The organism is Cecembia lonarensis LW9 (assembly GCF_000298295.1).
In the GTDB taxonomy this organism is placed as follows: Bacteria; Bacteroidota; Bacteroidia; order Cytophagales; family Cyclobacteriaceae; genus Cecembia; species Cecembia lonarensis.
The window spans coordinates 1-522 of the sequence record NZ_AMGM01000344.1 but is presented as its reverse complement, the minus strand read 5'-3'; the positions used below and the strand labels follow the sequence as shown (position 1 = coordinate 522).

Sequence of the window (522 nt, the reverse complement as noted above, 5' to 3'; positions counted from 1 at the left end):
GCCAAGACCATCAACCGCATCATCGTGGTGGCCCCCACCGACCACCTGAAGAAGCAGTGGGCCGATGCCGCGGGCCGTGTGGGTCTGGCCATCGACCCGAACTTCAAGAACTCCGATGGCCGGCATGGCGATGGTTACATCGGCGTCGTGGTCACCTACGCGCAGGTCTCCTCCAAGCCGATGCTGCACCGTGCCAAGACCGAGGCCGCCCGCACCCTGGTGATTCTCGATGAGATCCACCATGGCGGCGACGCGCTGTCCTGGGGTGAGGGTATCCGCGAGGCCTTCGAGCCTGCCACCCGCCGCCTGGCACTGACCGGAACCCCGTTCCGCTCGGACACCGCGGCGATCCCCTTTGTCGATTACGCCGAGGGCCACGATGGGATCCGCCGTTCCAAGGCGGACTACACCTACGGCTATGGCCAGGCCTTGCGCGACCATGTGGTGCGCCCGGTGCTGTTCATGGCCTACTCGGGGTACATGCGCTGGAAGACCAGCGGTGGGGAGGAAATGGAAGCCCAG

General features: G+C 65.9%; 1 protein-coding gene. It reads left to right on the top strand.

The annotated features are described in order from the left end of the window. Window positions 1–522, top strand: a 522-nt coding sequence (locus B879_RS24360) for a DEAD/DEAH box helicase family protein (protein ID WP_162136903.1), incomplete at both ends; no start/stop codon positions are given.